The 14,597-nt window shown below is 52.9% G+C and carries 19 protein-coding genes; 6 read left to right on the top strand and 13 right to left on the bottom strand.

Going from position 1 to position 14,597, the window contains the following annotated elements:
- Positions 1 to 51 precede the first annotated feature (51 nt).
- The gene (gene rlmE / locus B2Q93_RS04950) at positions 52 to 678 is read right to left on the bottom strand and encodes a 23S rRNA (uridine(2552)-2'-O)-methyltransferase RlmE (RefSeq protein ID WP_039031646.1); all 627 of its coding nucleotides are present in this window, start codon (positions 676 to 678) and stop codon (positions 52 to 54) included.
- A gap of 122 nt (positions 679 to 800) precedes the next feature.
- On the opposite strand from rlmE, the gene yhbY reads away from it, so the two are divergent.
- Positions 801 to 1,094, top strand: coding sequence for a ribosome assembly RNA-binding protein YhbY (gene yhbY, locus B2Q93_RS04945; protein WP_040078387.1), 294 nt, complete (start codon positions 801 to 803; stop codon positions 1,092 to 1,094).
- 152 nt (positions 1,095 to 1,246) lie between these two features.
- On the opposite strand, the gene greA is transcribed toward yhbY, so the two are convergent.
- Positions 1,247 to 1,723, bottom strand: a complete 477-nt coding sequence (gene greA / locus B2Q93_RS04940; RefSeq protein ID WP_046885784.1) for a transcription elongation factor GreA — start codon at positions 1,721 to 1,723, stop codon at positions 1,247 to 1,249.
- A gap of 239 nt (positions 1,724 to 1,962) precedes the next feature.
- Between greA and dacB the strand changes: the two genes are divergently transcribed.
- Genes dacB through pmrB form a run of 3 tightly spaced genes read left to right on the top strand, consistent with a single transcriptional unit; the run spans position 1,963 to position 5,101 of the window.
- On the top strand, positions 1,963 to 3,396 hold the full coding sequence (dacB, locus tag B2Q93_RS04935; RefSeq protein WP_286932037.1) for a serine-type D-Ala-D-Ala carboxypeptidase: 1,434 nt from the start codon (positions 1,963 to 1,965) through the stop codon (positions 3,394 to 3,396).
- Positions 3,397 to 3,398: 2 nt separating this feature from the next.
- Complete coding sequence (gene pmrA / locus B2Q93_RS04930; RefSeq protein ID WP_046885782.1) at positions 3,399 to 4,061, top strand: two-component system response regulator PmrA; 663 nt, start codon at positions 3,399 to 3,401, stop codon at positions 4,059 to 4,061.
- Positions 4,058 to 5,101: a two-component system sensor histidine kinase PmrB gene (pmrB, locus tag B2Q93_RS04925; RefSeq protein WP_046885781.1), complete on the top strand. Its 1,044-nt coding sequence runs from the start codon at positions 4,058 to 4,060 to the stop codon at positions 5,099 to 5,101. Before pmrA ends, pmrB begins: the two co-directional genes overlap by 4 nt.
- Positions 5,102 to 5,137: 36 nt before the next feature.
- Here pmrB and cgtA read toward each other — a convergent pair whose 3' ends face one another.
- From cgtA to rplU, 4 genes are all read right to left on the bottom strand, one after another.
- Entirely contained in the window at positions 5,138 to 6,316 is a 1,179-nt protein-coding gene (gene cgtA / locus B2Q93_RS04920; protein WP_040073885.1) for an Obg family GTPase CgtA, read from the bottom strand.
- Between the two features lie 15 nt (positions 6,317 to 6,331).
- Entirely contained in the window at positions 6,332 to 7,297 is a 966-nt protein-coding gene (locus tag B2Q93_RS04915; RefSeq protein WP_040073884.1) for a DMT family transporter, read from the bottom strand.
- Between the two features lie 96 nt (positions 7,298 to 7,393).
- The gene (rpmA, locus tag B2Q93_RS04910; protein ID WP_007673187.1) at positions 7,394 to 7,651 is read right to left on the bottom strand and encodes a 50S ribosomal protein L27; all 258 of its coding nucleotides are present in this window, start codon (positions 7,649 to 7,651) and stop codon (positions 7,394 to 7,396) included.
- A gap of 19 nt (positions 7,652 to 7,670) precedes the next feature.
- On the bottom strand, positions 7,671 to 7,982 hold the full coding sequence (rplU, locus tag B2Q93_RS04905; RefSeq protein ID WP_003025032.1) for a 50S ribosomal protein L21: 312 nt from the start codon (positions 7,980 to 7,982) through the stop codon (positions 7,671 to 7,673).
- Between the two features lie 256 nt (positions 7,983 to 8,238).
- Between rplU and ispB the strand changes: the two genes are divergently transcribed.
- Together ispB and sfsB are read left to right on the top strand one after the other, a co-directional pair.
- Complete coding sequence (ispB, locus tag B2Q93_RS04900) at positions 8,239 to 9,210, top strand: octaprenyl diphosphate synthase (RefSeq protein ID WP_040073883.1); 972 nt, start codon at positions 8,239 to 8,241, stop codon at positions 9,208 to 9,210.
- 228 nt (positions 9,211 to 9,438) lie between these two features.
- Positions 9,439 to 9,726 carry a DNA-binding transcriptional regulator SfsB gene (gene sfsB, locus B2Q93_RS04895; RefSeq protein WP_040073882.1) on the top strand — a complete coding sequence of 96 codons (288 nt, stop codon included), beginning with the start codon at positions 9,439 to 9,441 and terminating at the stop codon, positions 9,724 to 9,726.
- Positions 9,727 to 9,786: 60 nt separating this feature from the next.
- On the opposite strand, the gene murA is transcribed toward sfsB, so the two are convergent.
- The 7 genes from murA to mlaF form a co-directional block, all read right to left on the bottom strand.
- Entirely contained in the window at positions 9,787 to 11,046 is a 1,260-nt protein-coding gene (gene murA, locus B2Q93_RS04890) for a UDP-N-acetylglucosamine 1-carboxyvinyltransferase (RefSeq protein ID WP_040073881.1), read from the bottom strand.
- Between the two features lie 51 nt (positions 11,047 to 11,097).
- The gene (gene ibaG / locus B2Q93_RS04885) at positions 11,098 to 11,352 is read right to left on the bottom strand and encodes a BolA family iron metabolism protein IbaG (protein ID WP_014071941.1); all 255 of its coding nucleotides are present in this window, start codon (positions 11,350 to 11,352) and stop codon (positions 11,098 to 11,100) included.
- Positions 11,353 to 11,478: 126 nt separating this feature from the next.
- Positions 11,479 to 11,772, bottom strand: a complete 294-nt coding sequence (gene mlaB / locus B2Q93_RS04880; RefSeq protein WP_040073880.1) for a lipid asymmetry maintenance protein MlaB — start codon at positions 11,770 to 11,772, stop codon at positions 11,479 to 11,481.
- Positions 11,772 to 12,407 carry a phospholipid-binding protein MlaC gene (gene mlaC, locus B2Q93_RS04875; protein WP_040073879.1) on the bottom strand — a complete coding sequence of 212 codons (636 nt, stop codon included), beginning with the start codon at positions 12,405 to 12,407 and terminating at the stop codon, positions 11,772 to 11,774. The genes mlaB and mlaC overlap by 1 nt, the downstream gene beginning before the upstream one ends.
- A 3-nt stretch (positions 12,408 to 12,410) precedes the next feature.
- Positions 12,411 to 12,965: an outer membrane lipid asymmetry maintenance protein MlaD gene (gene mlaD, locus B2Q93_RS04870; RefSeq protein WP_040073878.1), complete on the bottom strand. Its 555-nt coding sequence runs from the start codon at positions 12,963 to 12,965 to the stop codon at positions 12,411 to 12,413.
- 4 nt (positions 12,966 to 12,969) lie between these two features.
- Complete coding sequence (mlaE, locus tag B2Q93_RS04865; RefSeq protein WP_040073877.1) at positions 12,970 to 13,752, bottom strand: lipid asymmetry maintenance ABC transporter permease subunit MlaE; 783 nt, start codon at positions 13,750 to 13,752, stop codon at positions 12,970 to 12,972.
- Positions 13,753 to 13,759: 7 nt separating this feature from the next.
- Positions 13,760 to 14,572, bottom strand: a complete 813-nt coding sequence (gene mlaF, locus B2Q93_RS04860; protein WP_040073876.1) for a phospholipid ABC transporter ATP-binding protein MlaF — start codon at positions 14,570 to 14,572, stop codon at positions 13,760 to 13,762.
- Positions 14,573 to 14,597: the final 25 nt, after the last annotated feature.

Genomic DNA, 14,597 nt, shown 5'->3' with positions numbered 1-14,597 from the left:
GATACTCTGTATCCGATTTATTTCAAACTTTCGTCTGAAACTCACCGACTATCATTTTCGCCCGGTCGCTACAATATACACTTCGCGTGAACGCGCACGAGAAGAGTCCGGCTTACGAACTTTGACCTTCGTAAACAGGGAGCGAATTTCCTTTAGATACTCCTCGAAACCTTCGCCCTGGAACACCTTTACTAAAAAACTACCACCTGGCGCCAATACATCACGACACATTTCTAACGCCAGTTCTACCAGATACATGGAGCGAGGAATATCCACCGCCGGTGTTCCGCACATATTTGGCGCCATATCAGACATGACAACCTGTACTTTACTGTCACCTACACGCTCAAGTAACGCTTTCAGCACTAATTCATCACGAAAGTCGCCCTGAAGGAAGTCAACACCAACGATAGGATCCATTGGTAAAAGATCGCATGCAATGATTCGGCCCGTTCCGCCGATTTGCGTCACCGCATACTGAGACCATCCGCCTGGTGCTGCACCGAGATCGACAATCGTCATTCCCGGTTTAAAAAGTTTGTCACTTTGCTGTATTTCATCAAGTTTAAACCAGGCACGGGAACGTAACCCCTTTTTCTGTGCCTGTTGAACATATTTATCGCTAAAGTGTTCCTGGAGCCAGCGGCTCGAGCTAGCAGAACGCTTTTTACCTGTCATTTAACATTCCGTCCTGGTTCATCGTCGCCAGTGGTGTAAATTTCCACATAGCAATTTGGCGATATATGGGAGATGGCGGTAGAATGAACCGTTTTCAATCCCAACGTAAGCAAAAATATACGATGAATCTGAGTACTAAACAAAAACAGCACCTTAAAGGTCTGGCACATCCGCTCAAGCCTGTAGTTATGCTTGGCAACAATGGTTTGACCGAAGGGGTACTGGCCGAGATTGAACAAGCGCTGGAGCACCACGAGCTGATCAAGGTGAAAATCGCCTCTGAAGACAGAGAGACCAAAAACTTGATCGTGGAAGCCATCGTGCGCGAAACCGGCGCCTGTAATGTACAGGTCATCGGTAAAACGCTGGTGCTCTACCGCCCATCTAAAGAGCGTAAAATCTCGCTGCCACGCTAAGATTATCCTGAATTGAACACAGTTTCTGTGTAAAACGAGGGGTTTTCCTTTAGCAGGTGAGCAAAATGCCATGCTCCTTGAGTTGATAAAAGGCCGCTATGCGGCCTTTTTCCTTTCTTTACAATGTATCAACATCTTGCGGGAGATGCGAATTACAGGTAATCAACCTTTGTAATTTCATACTCCACTTCGCCACCCGGGGTACGGATGGTGACCACATCGTCCTGCTCTTTACCGACCAGTCCACGCGCAATCGGCGAGTTCACGGAGATCAGATTTTGCTTAAAATCAGCTTCGTCATCGCCCACGATGCGGTAAGTCTGCTCTTCGTCCGTGTCGAGATTAATCACCGTCACGGTTGAACCGAAAATCACGCGGCCGTTATTAGGCATTTTTGTGATATCAATCACCTGCGCGTTAGACAGTTTTGCTTCGATATCCTTGATGCGACCTTCACAGAAGCCCTGCTGTTCACGCGCGGCATGATACTCAGCATTCTCTTTCAGGTCGCCGTGCTCGCGGGCATCCGCGATGGCAGCGATGATTTCAGGGCGGCGAACAGATTTCAGGAAATCCAGTTCTTCACGCAGTTTTTCGGCACCACGTAAGGTCATCGGAATAGCTTGCATTTGTTATACCTCTTAAACATTCCTGTTGGGGGCAGCGTCACCTGCTCCGGCCCCTGCCACCCTGACGTTCAGCGGGGCAGAAGCAAAAGAAAACTGACCCGGAAACGAAGTTCCAGGTCAGCGGCAATTTTTCAGTTTGATACGTATTTTACCCTGAAGTTCACTATGGGTCATCGTTTACTTTGCAGGGCGTTGCGCCTTAGTATGACGGCTTCTTTCCAGCTTGTTAGCGCGAGATTATGCGATTTTCCAGATTTGTCATCGGATTGACCACCAGTATAGCGTTTACTGCCCAGGCTGCTAATGTCGATGAGTACGTTAACCAGCTCCCTGCCGGCGCCAACCTTGCCCTTATGGTGCAGAAGGTCGGTGCCCAGACTCCTGAGATAGAGTATCACAGCCAACAGATGGCGTTGCCCGCCAGTACCCAAAAGGTCATCACCGGGCTAGCGGCGCTACTGCAACTTGGCCCTGATTTTCGCTTTACTACTACGCTGGAAAGCAAGGGTAACATTGATGGCGGTGTACTAAAAGGTGACCTTACGGCGCGATTTGGCGGCGATCCTACGTTAAAGCGTCAGGATATTCGCAATATGGTTGCGGTGATGAAAAAAGCCGGAGTCCAGCGAATCGAAGGCAATGTGCTGATAGATACCTCGATTTTTGCCAGTCATGATAAAGCCCCGGGTTGGCCCTGGAATGACATGACTCAGTGCTTCAGCGCCCCTCCTGCCGCCGCGATTGTTGATCGCAACTGTTTCTCAGTCTCGCTGTATAGCGCGCCGAAAGCCAATGACCTCGCGTTTATACGCGTCGCCTCTTATTACCCAGTCAATATGTTCAGCCAGGTGCGCACCTTAGCGAAAGGCTCCTCAGAAGCCCAGTATTGCGAACTGGACGTGGTGCCCGGTGATTTAAATCGCTTTACGCTTACAGGGTGTCTAACTCAGCGCGCCGATCCGCTGCCGCTGGCGTTTGCCATTCAGGACGGCGCCAGCTACGCCGGGGCCATTCTGAAAGATGAGCTGAAACAAGCGAACATAAGCTATTCCGGAACACTGCTGCGCCAGACGCTGACTAACGAACCGGGAACCGTCCTGGCCAGCAAACAGTCGGCGCCCCTGCATGATCTGCTGAAGATTATGCTGAAAAAGTCAGACAATATGATTGCCGATACCGTATTCCGCATGATTGGCCATGCCCGCTTCGGCGTACCCGGCACCTGGCGCGCGGGCTCCGATGCGGTACGTCAGATTTTGCGTCAGCAGGCGGGTATCGATCTGGGTAATACCATTGCGGTGGATGGTTCAGGCCTGTCACGCCATAACCTCATCTCCCCCGCCACGATGATGCAGGTGCTTCAATACATTGCCCAGCACGACACTCAGCTAAACTTCATTTCAATGCTGCCGCTGGCAGGTTATGACGGTTCACTGCAATATCGCGCTGGCCTGCACGCGGCTGGTGTCGATGGCAAAGTCTCCGCCAAGACCGGTTCGCTGCAGGGGGTATATAACCTTGCCGGGTTTATTACCACCGCCAGCGGCCAACGCATGGCGTTTGTACAATATCTGTCAGGTTATGCTGTCGAGCCCGCGGATCAACGTAATCGCCGTATTCCACTGGTGCGCTTCGAAAGCCGCCTTTATAAAGACATCTATCAGAATAATTAACGATGAAACTGCTTATTGTTGAAGATGATATGTTGTTACAGGAAGGGCTGGCGCTAGCCCTTACTGCTGAGGGCTATACTCTTGACTGCGCGGCTACGGCGGCAGAAGCGGATGGTTTGATCCAGAGTGGTGAGTACAGTCTGGTGATCCTTGACCTTGGTCTGCCGGATAAAGACGGGGCAACGCTGCTTAGCCAGTGGCGTCGTCGAGGCATCTCTAATCCCGTGCTGATCCTTACCGCACGCGATGCGCTGGCGGATCGCATCAATGGGCTTGATTCAGGCGCTGATGACTACCTGGTTAAGCCTTTTGCCCTGGCAGAGCTGCAAGCTCGCGTTCGGGCGCTGATTCGTCGCTATCAGGGACACAGCGATAATTTGCTGAGCGATGGCGATCTCACCCTCAATTTGCAAACGCAGCAGGTATTGCAGCAGACGCTACCGGTTGAGGTGACGCCGAAGGAGTTTGCCCTGCTCACTCGCCTCATTATGCGCAGCGGGCAAACCGTGCACCGAGAAACCCTGCAGCAGGATATCTACTCCTGGCAGGATGATCCCGGATCTAACACCCTTGAAGTCCATATCCATAATTTGCGACGCAAACTCGGTAAAGATCGTATTAAAACCGTCCGCGGCGTCGGCTATCGACTGGAAAGCCAAAAATGAACAGTATGCGCCGTCGGCTGATGGTGTTGCTTGCTATTATTTTACTCTTTTTTCAACTGATTAGCGTCGTCTGGCTCTGGCATGAAAGCCGGGAGCAGATCGGCTTTTTAGTCAATGAAACCTTGTCAGCGAAATCGCGAAACCAGCACGTTGAGAAGGAGATCCATGAAGCGATCGCTTCTTTGCTGGTTCCCTCGCTGGTGATGATTGGCTTTACCCTGCTTTTCTCGTTCTGGGCAATCACCTGGATTACCCGTCCACTTAATCAGTTGCGTACCAGCCTGGCAAACCGTTCTGCCGACAATCTCACGCCGCTGCCAGTCTATTCCGACATGCTGGAGATCAGTGCCGTAACCCGCACGCTAAACCAGCTGCTGGCTCGTCTTGACCATACTCTGCAGCAAGAGCGCTTATTCACCGCTGACGCCGCACACGAGCTGCGAACACCGCTGGCTGGCATTCGTCTGCATCTGGAGTTAATGGCGAAGTCTGGCACGCCTCAGGCGGAGCCATTGATTACACGTATTGACCAGTTGATGCACACGGTAGAGCAGCTCTTAATGCTGGCCCGTGCGGGACAGGCGATGGCGAGTGGTCACTATCAGACGCTGAGCTGGAGCGACACGATATTCGCGCCTTTGGCGCTGGAACATGATGCTAAAGAGCACAGGCTTATCTGGCCCCCGCAAAGTCCTCTCGTGGCCGAGGGTGATGCCATCCTGCTGCGCCTGATGCTGCGTAATCTGCTGGAGAACGCTGTTCGTTACAGCCCAAAAGGCACCGTAATCGAGGTGAAATTAGAAGAGACGGGCGACGGGACGAGAGTCAGCGTACTTGACCAAGGGCCGGGTATTGATGAGGCGCATCGACAGTCTATTACTGAGCCGTTCCGCCGTATTGATCAACGTTATGGCGGCAGTGGTCTGGGGCTGAGTATCGTTCAACGTATTCTGCAACTCCATCGCGGCACCCTGCATCTGGAGAATCGTCCTGAAGGCGGGCTAATAGTGAGCTGCTGGCTCCCTGCAAAACTGAGATAAAAAAAAACCCCCTTGATAAGGGGGTCACAGACGGTCTTAACGTTTGTAGATGAATTCGACGCCTTCTTCGTCATCTTCATCCCAGTCGTCATCCCAGTCTTCGTCATCTTCGATATCTTCTTGCTGCTCTTCGAGCTGCTGACGATGATAATCGTCCCACATGAACTCGACTTTCTCTGGCTGTTTCGCCTCTTCTGCCTGAGCGATCGGGTTCTCGATGATAAAGGTCATCACATCCCAGCAGAGATCTTTAACGCCAACCTGGCTTGCCGCAGAGATCAGATAGTATTTATCTTCCCAGCCCATCGCGTCGGCAATCGCTTTCGCCTTGGCTTCGGCCTCGGCTTTGTCCATCAGGTCGATCTTGTTAAAGACCAGCCAGCGCGGTTTCGCCGCCAGCTTGTCGCTGTATTTTTCCAGCTCACCGATGATGATACGGGCGTTTTCAACCGGATCAGAACCGTCGATAGGATCGATATCGATCAGGTGCAGCAGGACGCGGCAACGCTCGAGGTGCTTCAGGAAGCGAATACCCAGACCCGCACCTTCGGCAGCACCTTCGATCAGGCCAGGAATATCAGCCACAACGAAGCTCTTCTCGTTATCCATACGAACCACGCCCAGGCTTGGCACCAGCGTGGTAAACGGATAATCAGCTACTTTCGGCTTGGCAGCAGAGACGGCACGGATAAAGGTCGATTTACCGGCGTTCGGCATGCCCAGCATCCCCACGTCGGCCAGCAGCATCAGCTCCAGCTGCAGATCACGCTTATCGCCCGGCGTCCCCATCGTTTTCTGACGAGGTGTACGGTTCACAGAGGACTTGAAGCGGGTGTTGCCCAGGCCGTGCCAGCCACCTTTGGCGACCATCAGGCGCTGACCATGCTTCGTCATGTCACCCATGGTTTCGCCGGTGCCCTGATCGATGACGCGCGTCCCTACCGGCACTTTAATGCTTACGTCTTTCCCGCGTTTACCGGTGCAATCACGGCTCTGGCCATTCTGGCCACGTTCCGCGCGGAAAGATTTCTCGAAACGGTAGTCGATCAGCGTGTTGAGGTTTTCATCCGCCTCCAGCCACACATCGCCGCCATCCCCGCCATCGCCGCCGTCCGGGCCGCCGCGTGGAATGTATTTTTCACGGCGGAAGCTTACGCAACCATTACCGCCATCACCTGCAACAACCAGGATCGTTGCTTCATCAACAAACTTCATTTTACTCTCCGTAACTCATTCGCCTGAGCGGGGCATGACTACAACCGCTTCATTTTTGCGCCAACGTCCCCAAAGACGATGACCAATGGCGGAATACATCGCGCCCGCAACCACGACAAACGCACCGAGATACCCCAGAAGGTTTAACATCGGTTTGACGAAGAAATCGGGCCAGGCCACTGATAACAAATCTGAAAATAATAGCGTAAACAGCGGGGTAAGCGTGATTAAGGCGCTCACCTGTGCTGCTTGCCAGCGCGCCATCGCCTCAGCGAGCGCACCATAACCCACCAACGTGTTCAGACCACAAAAGATCAGACACGCCAGTTGCCAGTCGCTCAACTGAGCAATGACGCCCGGCTTCGCAAGTGGCAGCAATGCAATAGTACATAAAGTGTACAGCAAAAAGAGGATCTGCTGTGACGCCAGACGCCGCAATAACACCTTTTGCGCGACGCCATAACTCACCCAGACCATCGCTGCACCTACCCCAAAAATCACACCCCAGGTGTAATCCGTCAGGCGGGTGAAAATCTCAACCAGACTGGTGTTAAAGAACATCACCAGCCCACATAACAGCATACATGCCCCAATAATTTGGGTGCCACGCATCTTCTCTTTGAGAATAAACACGCTGGCTACCATCATGCCCACAGGGGAAAGCTGACCAATCACCTGCGATGCCGTAGGGCTTAAATATTGCAGGGAAGAGCTGAACAAGATGAAGTTACCGAATAGCCCCCCCGTCGCGATAGCCAGTAACACCAGCCAGCGCGGACTACGGAAGAGCCGTAGTGGTGGGAGCTTGCCTCTTATCGCGAGGATCGCACCGAGGCCAATACTTGCCATCAGGAAGCGATAAAATACCACGGTGGGCGGCTCCATCACCTCCAGAACCTGCTTCATTGCGATTGGCAGTGCACCCCAGCACATTGCGGTAGTGAGCGCCAAAAGAATACCAATGCCGGCCTGCTGCTTCATGCCCGTTTTCCCTACAGAAAAAATTGCCGGGTTTCCAATGTAAAAAGCCCCGCAACAGGTTGCGGGGCTTTAATCCGTTACCGGACCGAGAAAACCTTACTCAGCAACGATGCTGATGTATTTACGGTTGTTCGGGCCTTTAACTTCAAATTTCACTTTACCGTCTGCTTTAGCAAACAGAGTGTGGTCACGACCGCAACCTACGTTGTTACCAGCGTGGAATTTGGTGCCACGCTGACGAACGATGATGCTACCCGCCAGTACAGTTTCGCCACCGAAACGCTTAACGCCCAGGCGTTTAGCTTCTGAATCGCGACCGTTACGTGTGGAGCCGCCAGCCTTTTTATGTGCCATTTAAATCTCTCCTCAGGTCTTAGGCGCTGATGCCAGTAATTTTCACATCAGTGAACCACTGACGGTGGCCCTGCTGCTTACGGTAGTGTTTACGACGACGAAACTTAACGATTTTAACTTTCTCGCCACGACCGTGTGCAACAACTTCAGCTTTGATAACGCCGCCATCAACGAAAGGAACGCCGATTTTGACTTCTTCACCGTTTGCGATCATCAGAACTTCTGCGAACTCAACAGATTCGCCAGTTGCGATGTCCAGCTTTTCCAGGCGAACGGTCTGACCTTCGCTTACTCGGTGTTGTTTACCACCACTTTGGAAAACCGCGTACATATAAACTCCGCTTCCGCGCACATCCTCGTATGATTCAGAGTGCGCTATAAATATTCACAATAGGGCGCGAATATTACGCAAAACGCGAGCCTTTGACAAGTGCTACCGTCAATACATGAAGAAAAAAAACACAACACGTACGGCAACGTTTATCTGAGGCGTTTTTTCAGTACAATCGGCGCTACTATTGATTAACCGAACCCTTTGTTAACCCATTTAAAATGGGGCCTACAGGACTAAAAGCCCGGCTTTTACGATGAATTTAGAAAAAATCAATGAGTTAACCGCGCAGGATATGGCGGGTGTGAATGCAGCAATCCTGGAACAGCTCAACTCTGATGTTCAGCTTATCAATCAGTTGGGTTACTACATCGTCAGTGGAGGCGGGAAACGCATCCGTCCAATGATCGCTGTGCTTGCCGCGCGCGCGGTGGGCTATCAGGAAAATGCGCACGTTACGATTGCAGCCCTGATCGAATTTATCCATACCGCAACGTTGCTCCACGACGATGTGGTGGATGAATCGGACATGCGCCGGGGTAAAGCCACCGCGAACGCCGCGTTTGGCAATGCCGCCAGCGTTCTGGTCGGCGATTTTATTTACACACGTGCGTTCCAGATGATGACGAGCCTGGGATCCTTAAAGATCCTGGAGGTGATGTCTAAAGCCGTTAACGTCATCGCCGAAGGTGAAGTGTTGCAGCTGATGAACGTCAACGATCCGGACATCACCGAAGAGAACTACATGCGCGTCATCTACAGCAAGACGGCGCGTCTGTTCGAAGCGGCGGCTCAGTGCTCGGGTATTCTTGGCGGCTGCTCTGAGGCGCAAGAAAAGGGTCTGCAAGACTACGGGCGTTACCTGGGTACGGCTTTCCAGCTGATTGACGATCTGCTCGACTACAGCGCCGATGGCGAAACGCTGGGTAAAAACGTGGGTGATGACCTGAACGAAGGCAAACCGACACTACCCTTGCTGCATGCCATGCGTAACGGTACGCCTGAACAAGCGAAGCAGATCCGTGATGCGATCGAACAGGGTAATGGCCGACATCTTCTGGAACCCGTGCTGGAAACAATGGCAGCTTGCGGCTCTCTGGAATGGACGCGTCAGCGCGCCGAAGAGGAAGCAGACAAAGCGATCGCTGCCCTTCAGGTTCTGCCTGAAAGCCCTTGGCGTGAGGCGCTTATTGGCCTGGCGCACATTGCGGTACAACGCGATCGTTGATCTGAATAAGAACTCTCGATTCGGAAAAAGAGAGTTCTTATAAGCTCCAATTTCATCCATAACGTTGTTAATGAATTCGCTTACAACCCGCATGAATAAAGGATTGGCATAATCTGAATGTCACTCCGCATGCCGCGAACTTTTTAGAACCGCTGTTCGAAGAAGGTATAGTAACAACGTCATTTAACTCGAAATGACGTGGACGCACCTGAACAGAGGGACAGCAACATGGATAAGAAATTTATCGACTGGCATCCGGCCGATATTATTGCCGCGCTGCGTAAAAAAGGAACTTCACTGGCTGCGGAGTCTCGCCGTAATGGTCTTAGCTCATCCACTTTAGCTAACGCGTTAACGCGCTCATGGCCGAAAGGTGAGTTGATCATTGCCACTGCACTGGGCACCGATCCCTGGGTGATATGGCCATCGCGTTATCACGATCCCATAACCCACGAATTTGTTGACAGAACGCGGTTGATGCGGCGGAAAAGAGAAGAGAGAAAGCGCCAGGAGTGACGCTTTTTTAGCAGGAATAGCAACCCCCCGGTCTTAAAGGCAGGGGGCTGCCAGGCACGATTACTCGCCCTTCACACGCTCGATATTGGCACCCAGCGCGCGCAGTTTATCTTCGATACGTTCGTAACCGCGATCGATGTGATAAATACGATCGACAATCGTTGTACCTTCGGCAATACAACCCGCCAGCACAAGACTCGCTGACGCGCGCAGATCGGTCGCCATCACCTGTGCGCCAGACAGTGTTTCAACGCCATGGCAAATAACGGTATTGCTCTCAATCTCCGCGTGTGCGCCCATACGGATAAGTTCCGGTACGTGCATGAAGCGGTTCTCAAAGATGGTTTCAGTGATGAAGCCGGTTCCTTCCGCCACGAGGTTCAGCAGAGTGAACTGTGCCTGCATATCGGTCGGGAATGCCGGATGAGGCGCGGTACGGACGTTTACCGCTTTAGGACGGTTGCCGTGCATATCCAGGCTGATCCAGTCTTCACCGATCTCGATATCGGCCCCTGCGTCACGCAGTTTAGCCAGTACGGCATCCAGGGTATCGGGCTGTGCATTGCGGCAGACAATTTTGCCGCCTGAAATCGCGGCAGCAATCAGGAAAGTACCGGTTTCGATACGGTCAGGCAGTACGCGGTAAACGCCGCCACCCAGACGCTCAACGCCTTCGATGGTGATACGATCGGTACCCTGGCCGGTGATCTTCGCGCCAAGCGCGACCAGGAAGTTTGCGGTATCCACAATTTCCGGCTCGCGTGCGGCATTCTCGATAACCGTGGTGCCTTCTGCCAGCGTGGCGGCAGACATAATGGTTACCGTGGCGCCAACGCTCACTTTGTCCATGACAATGTGCGCGCCTTTCAGACGGCCATTAACAGAGGCTTTTACGTAACCCTCTTCCAGTTTGATATCTGCGCCCAGTTTTTCCAGGCCGTAGATGTGCAGATCAACCGGACGCGCACCGATAGCACAGCCGCCAGGCAGTGAAACCTGCCCCTGACCAAAACGCGCCACCAGTGGACCCAGGGCCCAGATAGAGGCACGCATGGTTTTCACAAGATCGTAAGGCGCAGAGAAATTGTTCACGTTGCTGGCATCGATCCACACGGATCCGTTGCGCTCCACCTTCGTACCGAGCTGAGTCAGCAGCTTCATGGTGGTGTCGATGTCTTTCAATTTTGGTACGTTCTGGATCTCTACCGGCTCTTCCGCAAGCAGTGCGGCGAAGAGGATTGGCAGCGCGGCGTTTTTGGCGCCGGAGATTGTCACTTCGCCCTGGAGACGCGTCGGCCCCTGTACACGAAATTTGTCCATTATTTGCTCTCTGTATGAATTCAACCGTGCTGCTGGCTAATCGCCCTCAGCTCAAAAACCGTTTAGTTTGCGATCGCGAGCCCACTCTTGTGGGGTAAACGCCTTAATCGACAGGGCATGGATACGATTATCCGCGATATATTCCATCAGCGGCGCATAAACAGCCTGCTGTTTCTTCACGCGGCTCATGCCGTCAAAAATCTCACCCACAGCAATAACCTGGAAGTGACTGCCATCGCCGGAGACGTGGGCTTCCTGAAGGGAGAGTGCATTCATCAGCACTGCCTGGATTTCATTATTTTCCATGGGTTCTATATCATCTGGTAGTGAAAACAAGCCCAACATCTTAGAGCAAAGTGGCGCTGTCTTAAACAAGCAAAAAGCCCCGACAATGAAACTGTCGAGGCTTTTGATAGTAACGTACTGAAAAAATTAGCGAGGCAAAACGTCTTGCGGCAGATTATAGAGCTGAGCCAACGTGATGACGTTATCGCTGATGCCTGCCAGAGAGACCTGTAGCCCCTGCTTCTTACCGGCAGCGACAAGATGTGCCAGCAGTGCGACGCCAGCCGTATCCACGCGAGAGATCCCGCCAAGATCGATGCAGGTCACCCCTTGCATCGCCTGGTCGCGCGCATCCCACAGAGGATTCAGATAATCCTGATCCAGCTCGCCTGATAGCAACAGCTTTTCGCCATCACGGATCCAGCTGAGTGGCTGCGTCATTATTTTTTCTCGTCCAGGGTAATTTTCTGGCGAGAGATGGATTGCAGCTGAGCGGTCAGGCCGTCAATACCTTTGGTACGCAGCAGGTCGCTCCACTCGTTCTGCTTGGTGGTAATCATGCTAACGCCTTCAGCGATCATGTCATAGGCCTGCCAGTTGCCCGTCTGGCTGTTTTTACGCCACTGGAAATCCAGGCGTACCGGCGGACGGCCGTTCGGATCGATAATGGTTACGCGAATCGGCACGATAGTGGCATCACCCAGCGGCTGCTCAGGGGCGATCTGGTAAGTCTGGCCGTGATACATCGCCAATGCCTGACCGTATGCCTGCTTCAGATATTCACGAAACGCAGCAAAGTAGGCGTCACGCTGCGCTGGGGTGGCGTCTTTGTAGTAGCGGCCCAGAACCAGCGCACCGGCATACTTAATCTGTACGTATGGCAGCAGTTCTTGATCGACGATATCACGCAGATAATCCGGGTTAGAGCGAATTTTAGGTTGTTCGTTTTTAAGGCGATCGAAGGTTTTCTTGGCCGCCTCATTCATCTGTTGGTAAGGGTTAGCCTGACCAGCCGCATTTGCCGCTGTGAGTGGGGCAATCATCAGCATGGCAACCATTAACAGTCGTTTAATCATGAATTACTTCTCCTGAGATGAATTCGTCGTGCCAGCAGGTGGCGTGACATCTGATTCTGCGGGCGCTTCAGCAGATTTGTTCTCGTCACCTCCCTTACTGTTGTAAAGGAACTGACCAATCATATCCTCAAGTACCATGGCTGACTTGGTATCCTGAATAACGCCGCCATCTTTAAGAATAGTCGTTCCCAGTTCAGGGTCTTCAAAACCGACATTCAGCGCCAGATATTGCTCGCCGAGCAGGCCAGAGGTACGAATGGAGAGCGAGCTGGTATCCGGAATGTGGTTGTAGCGCTCTTCGATATCCAGCGCCACGCGAGGCAGATAGGTTTTCTCGTCCAGCGAGATATCCGCTACCCGCCCAATCACCACGCCGCCGATGCGCACCGGCGAACGTGCCTTCAGGCCGCCAATATTATCGAAGGTGGCATAAATTCGGTACGTAGGCTCGGTACGAACAGAGGTGATATCTGCCGCTCTCAGGCAAATAAACAAGGCCGCCAGCAGCGCCAGCAAAACAAAGATACCAACCCAAATTTCACTTTTTCTCGTTTGCATGAACTCAATTCCCAAACATCAGTGCGGTGAGCACAAAATCCAGACCCAATACGGCCAGCGACGAATGCACGACAGTACGTGTTGTTGCGCGGCTGATCCCTGCAGACGTCGGGATAGCATCGTAACCGTTAAATAAGGCAATCCAGGTAACGGTGATGGCAAACACAATGCTTTTTATCAGGCAGTTCACCAAATCCATTCGCAGATCGATAGCATCCTGCATAGCAGACCAGAAGAAGCCGGCATCGATGCCCTTCCACTGCACACCCACCAGCGAACCACCCCAAATGCCCACCGCGACGAAGAGAATGGTCAGCAGCGGCAGAGAGATCACCCCAGCCCAGAAGCGCGGTGAAATCACCCGACGCAGAGGGTCGACCGCCATCATCTCCATACTGGAAAGCTGCTCGGTCGCGCGCATCAAACCAATCTCCGCCGTGAGCGCAGAACCCGCCCGCCCCGCAAAGAGCAGCGCGGCCACTACCGGCCCAAGTTCACGCAGCAATGAAAGCGACACCAGCATACCGAGGCTGGTTTCTGCACTATAGGTGGTCAGGACCAGATATCCCTGCAACCCCAGCACCATTCCGATGAACACTCCCGAAACGATGATGATAACCATCGACAGTACGCCAACATTATAGAGCTGACGTATCAGTAGCGGGGTGTGTTTACGGAACTCCGGTTTGCCGACCAGCGCATTGAATAACATCAATCCGGCACGCCCGAACGTCCTGACGGTTTTTATGCCGTGGTGTCCTAAAGCGGCCAACGCATTTAACAGCATGAGCGGCTTAACTCCCTATTCCTAATAAATCTTGATGATAATCATCCGCCGGATAACGGAACGGAACCGGCCCATCAGCAATACCGTAGAGGAACTGGCGCACGCGCGCGTCGTCGTTCTCTTTCAGGGACTGCGCACTGCCGTGAGCGACGATCTTTTTATCGGCCACGATATAGGCATAGTCAGCGATGCTCAGTACTTCCGGAACATCGTGCGACACCACAATACAGGTCACGCCGAGCGCACTGTTCAGTTCCGAGATCAGTTTAACCAGCACTCCCATGGTGATGGGATCCTGCCCGACAAAAGGTTCGTCGAACATAATCAGATCCGGTTCAAGGGCAATGGCACGGGCAAGCGCTGCCCTGCGCGCCATCCCGCCAGAGAGCTCAGAAGGCATTAACTTTGCCGCCCCGCGTAGCCCCACGGCCTCGAGTTTCATCATTACCGTGCTTTTCAGCAGCGGCGCGGGCAGACGTGTGTGTTCACGCAGCGGATAAGCCACGTTATCAAAGACGTTAAGATCGGTAAAAAGCGCCCCCGACTGGAAAAGCATGCTCATGCGTTTACGCACGGTATAGAGGCGTGAACGTGACATGGCTGAAACGTTTTCGCCATCGAAAAGGATCTCGCCGCTGTCCGGGGGGATCTGGCCGCCGATCAGGCGCAGCAGCGTGGTTTTACCAATGCCAGAAGGCCCCATGATGGCGGTGATCTTGCCGCGCGGCACGGTCAGAGAAATATTGTCAAAAATGACCCGGTCGCTGCGCGTAAAACTTACGCCGCGAACATCGACTAAATTCGCCCCGTTCAGGCTCATGTATATTTCCTTTCTATTGCCGGCT

This window comes from Leclercia sp. UBA5958 (assembly GCF_002430365.1).
Taxonomy (GTDB): domain Bacteria; phylum Pseudomonadota; class Gammaproteobacteria; order Enterobacterales; family Enterobacteriaceae; genus Enterobacter; species Enterobacter pneumoniae.
The sequence above is the reverse complement of the archived record's forward strand: the minus strand, read 5'-3'. Positions and strand labels throughout refer to the sequence as shown.